The following is a 4,706-nucleotide window of genomic DNA, read 5'->3' as shown; positions in this document are numbered from 1 at the left end:
CCAATCACCTGAATTTCTGCATGGTGCCGACCGCGATCACCTGGATCGATGGCGAGCAGTTGGCGAAGGCACCACCCCGTCGCTATGCCACCACCAAGCGGACCGAATACGCCTTTGCGGATCTGCGGCGGCGGCTGGCTCAGGACCTCGGCGGCGAGGGTTTCGGTATCGATTGCGCGGATCCGGGCAAACCCCCGCAAAATCGGCTGCTGGCCGCGGTTATGGCGCTCGTGGCCTAACTGAAAGCGGGAAAATTCAGTATCCAAGTAGGGTGATTGAAATGTGGAGATTTTTTCAGCGTTCCATACTCATCAGGCTCGCCGGGGGTAGCTTACTGTTAGGGGCCGGGGGACCGGCAGTCTGGGCCCAGTTTGCCGCTGGCCCTGAGTATTATAACCAGCCGGGTTTGGCGACGATCAATGCACTGGGTATATTCGGCCAAGGGTATTCAGGAAATGGAGTGAACATCGGGGTGGTCGACTCTGGCATCGATCCAGGTCATGTCGAGTTTGCAGGTAAGATTGTCGCAGGACTCGGCTGGAATTGGGACGGCACTCAATGGCTCGAGTGCCAGGGTACCACCGCCGCTTGTTTGACGGATAAGAATTTTGATGGAAGTATTGACGGACATGGTTCATTCGTCAGCAGCGTCGCCGCCGCAGCATTGGACCTTAATGCACGCCCAAATAACATCATGGGTGTTGCGTACAATTCCAAGCTCGTGATTGGTACGATCAAATTTGGTCTTCCTATTTTGATTAAGGGAGTTAATCCAGATCCGACGACTGTCGGTGGTACAACGGATGAACAGGATGCGCGGGCGATTGATTTCGTGAGCTCGCAGGGCGTCAAGGTCATCAATAACAGTTGGGGTATCAACGCCAACTGGAATACATCGCTAACCGATGCGGCGCAGGGCTATCTGACGACTTACCAAAACACGACGGTCGCGGCGCTCAAGCGGGCTCAAGATCGGGGGGCCGTGCTGGTATTCGCCGCCGGCAATGAGAGCGTAGGCTGGCCCGGGACACCGGCGACTTTACCGAGTGTCGATCCAACCGTTGCTCAGAAAGGGGGCTGGATTGTGGTGGCGGCAACCACCAACAGAGGATTCGATCCCGCCACCGGTCAGATCGAAATGGCACAGACCAGGCCGAACCTGACGGCTCCTGCGGTCGTGGGAGACGCGTACACCAACTACTGCGGCGCTGCTGCCGCTTACTGCATCAGTGCCCCGGGTGGTTTTGTGGAAAAGGTTCCAAATCGTGACACCGGTATGGTGGGTGCCAAGGCAGGTACGGTGGCCGACTACAGTGCTACGGGTCAGGAGGGCACCTCTTATGCGGCACCTGTCGTTACCGGCGCGGTGGCCCTGGTGGCTGAGAAATTCCCATGGATGTCCAGCAAGAACCTTGGCGTGACCATTCTGACCACCGGTACGACGGCAGCGAATCCCAGCCCGATCTGGGGTCGAGGCATGCTCGACGTGGGGAAGGCCATGAATGGTCCGGGCATTTTCGAAGAGGATTTCGTGGCCAACATTACCGCGGGATACACTTCGACATTCGCTAACAGTATTTCCGGACCCGCCGGATTAATTCAATCCGGCACCGGGACGCTGGTCGTCAGCGGAACCAATACCTACGCCGGTGTGACGACGATCGCCAACGGCACCCTGCAAATTGGCGCGGGCGGCACCACCGGCACCCTGGGTGCCGGAGCCGTGGCCAACAGCGGCCAGCTGGTCTTCAATCGCGGCGATGCGTTGACCGTGACCAACGCCATTTCCGGGACCGGGGCCGTCACGCAGTCGGGGACCGGCACCACCACCCTGACGGCGAACAACACCTATAGCGGGTCCACGACCATCAGCAATGGCACTCTGGCATTGACGGGTGGCGGCAGCATCGCCAATTCCAGCTGGGTGGTGGATTACGGAACCTTCGATATTTCCGGCACCCCCAACGGCGCAACAATCGCCAATCTGTCCGGCACCGGTGCGGTGGCCCTAGGCTCGCAGTCGCTGACCTTCAGCGCGCGCAGAAGCAACTTAGCCAACTTTGCCGGAACGATCGGCGGCACCGGCGGCGTGACCGTAAATGGCGGTTATCAGGCACTCTCCGGGGTCAATACTTATACCGGCCAAACGCTCATCAATAGCGCCACCGACCTCGCAGCCTACGGTGCCGGACGCTACTGGACGGTGTGGGGCTATCGTATCGCCGCGGTCTACAATGGCGGCATCCTCGCATTGACCGGCGCCGGCAGTATCGCTAGTTCCAGCGGGGTGGTGGATAACGGAACCTTCGATATTTCCGACACCACCAACGGCGCGACGATCGCCGCGCTGTTCGGCAACGGCGTCGTGGCCCTGGGCGCGCAGTCGCTGACCTTCAGCGGGGCCAACGGCAGCTTCGGCGCCTTTGCCGGAACGATCGGCGGCACCGGCGGCGTGACTGTGAATGGCGGTTATCAGGCACTGTCCGGGGTCAATACTTATACCGGCCAAACGCTCATCAATGGCGGCACCCTGGCATTGACCGGTGCCGGCAGTATCGCCAGCTCCGGCGGGGTAGTAGATAACGGAATCTTCGATATTTCCGGCACCACCAACGGCGCGACGATCGCCGCCCTGTTCGGCAACGGCGTCGTGGCCTTGGGCGCACAGTCGCTGACCTTCAGCGGGGCCAACAGCAACATAGGCGCCTTTGCCGGAACCATCGGCGGCACCGGTAGCGTGACCGTTAATGGCGGCTATCAGGCACTGTCCGGGATCAATACCTATACCGGCCAAACGCTCATCAATGGCGGCACCCTGGCATTGGCCGGCGCCGGCAGTATCGCCAGTTCCAGCGGCGTGTGGGATTACGGCACCTTCGATATCTCCGGCACCGCCAACGGCGCGACGATCACCGGCCTGTTCGGCAACGGCGTCGTGGCCTTGGGCGCACAGTCGCTGACCTTCAGCGGGGCCAACGGCAGCTTAGGCAACTTTACCGGAACGATTTTCGGCACCGGCGGCCTGACCTTCAATAGCGGTTATCAGGCGCTGTTCGGTACCAATGCCTATAGCGGCGTCACCACGGTCAACGGCGGGACCCTGGCGGTGAATGGCAGCCTGAGCGGCCCCGTCAACATCGGCCCGGCGGGGACCCTGCGCGGCACCGGCATCCTCTATGCGGCAACCACCGTGAGCGGCACCCTGGCCCCGGGTAACTCGCCCGGCACCCTGACCAGCATCGGCACGGTCACGATGAACCCGGGCAGTACCTATCAGGAAGACATCGACGGCACCGGCACGGCCAATGGCGCGAACAACTACTCCCGTTTGCTGGTCACTGGCGCGGGCAGCCAGTTCATCGCCAACGGCACCCTGCGCCCGCTCCTGCGCGGGATCACCGGGGCGGCCACCAACGCCTACACCCCGGCCCTGGGCGACACCTTCGCCATCATCAGCGCCAGCAGCGGCATTCAAGGCCGGTTCGGCAGCGTCGTCCAACCGGCGGCGGGGCTGGCCTCCGGCACGCAACTGGATGTCTTCTATAACGCCTACGGCAACAACCGCGTCGACCTGATTGCCACCCCCAGCTCCTATGGCAACTATGCCTGGAGCAATGGGGCGAATGCCAACGGCCAGGCGGCCGGCGGGGCCCTGGACACCCTGCGTACCTGGGATGGCGCGGGCGCTTACAACACGCAGGAAGTCAATCTGCGCTACGCGGTAGCCGGTCAGCGGGCCGCACAGATTCCCGGCCTGTTGACCGCGCTGGCGGGTGAGGTCCATGGCGCCATGGCGGCGGCGGCACCCGCGCCGGGACGCTGGTTGCAGAACACCGTGGTGCGGCACCTGGACACCACGCCCGACCAAGGCTCGGCGGCGGGCGTGCGGCTCTGGGTCGAACTCAACGCCGGCGAAGGGCGTGCGCGCGGCGGTCAGATCAGCTCCGATTACAAGGCAAGGCGCAGCCACTTTGCGCTCGGTGCGGACCTGCTCCAGGGTCCGAATTATCGGTTCGGCCTCGGTGTGACCTACACGGATATCAACGTCTCCCCGGACCTCGGCTCCGGGACCGTCAAGGAGACCGCCCCCTTCCTCTACGGGCAGTACGCGTTGAATACGCCCCGCCCGGTCGTGGTCGACGCCCTGTTGGCCTATGGCTTCAGCACCTGGCGCACCAACCGCAGCGACCCGCTGGGACTGGCCGGGGGACTGAGCACCAAGGCCAACGGCGAGGGGCTGTCCGTGGGTCTGGGCGTGCGTTCGCCCTTCGCGGTCAGCGCCGTGCGCATTGAACCCTTCGCGCGGCTGCTGTGGCAGGACTCCCAACGCGGTGCGCTGAACGAAGGACTTACCAGTCCCGCGGGGCTGGTCCTTGCGGGCTACAAGCAGAACGGTACCCGGGTGATGGTGGGCGCCACCTTGGAGCCAAGCGTCGCCGCGGCGGCGGCCGGGCACTGGTCCTATCGCGCCAGCCTGGCCATCGGCGAGGACTTCGGTCAGCTGGTCCGGCCCACGGTCTCGGCGAACCTCGCCGGCGCGGGCTACACCATCGACGCGCCCCATGTCGGGCGGACCTTCGCACAACTCGACGTGAGCGCCACCTACCGCGTGCTCAAGAACGCCTCTATCTATGGTGCCCTGATGGGCGAGGCCCGTACCAATCTGCTCGACGGTGGGATCAGCGCGGGATTCAATTACCAGTTCT

At 63.2% G+C, this 4,706-nt stretch carries 1 protein-coding gene and 1 pseudogene; both read left to right on the top strand.

Annotated features, from left to right (window positions below; translation table 11 throughout):
- A pseudogene (locus QZY44_RS14915) lies at positions 1-239 on the top strand (transposase); the annotation flags it as partial.
- Positions 240-280: 41 nt separating this feature from the next.
- A partial coding sequence (locus QZY44_RS14910; RefSeq protein WP_295447548.1) for a S8 family serine peptidase occupies positions 281-4,706 on the top strand: 4,426 nt, incomplete at its 3' end.

The sequence above is a fragment of the uncultured Thiodictyon sp. genome, assembly GCA_903837595.1.
In the GTDB taxonomy this organism is placed as follows: domain Bacteria; phylum Pseudomonadota; class Gammaproteobacteria; order Chromatiales; family Chromatiaceae; genus Thiodictyon.
Note: the sequence above shows the minus strand (reverse complement) of the source record. Positions and strands in the feature narration are given on the sequence as shown.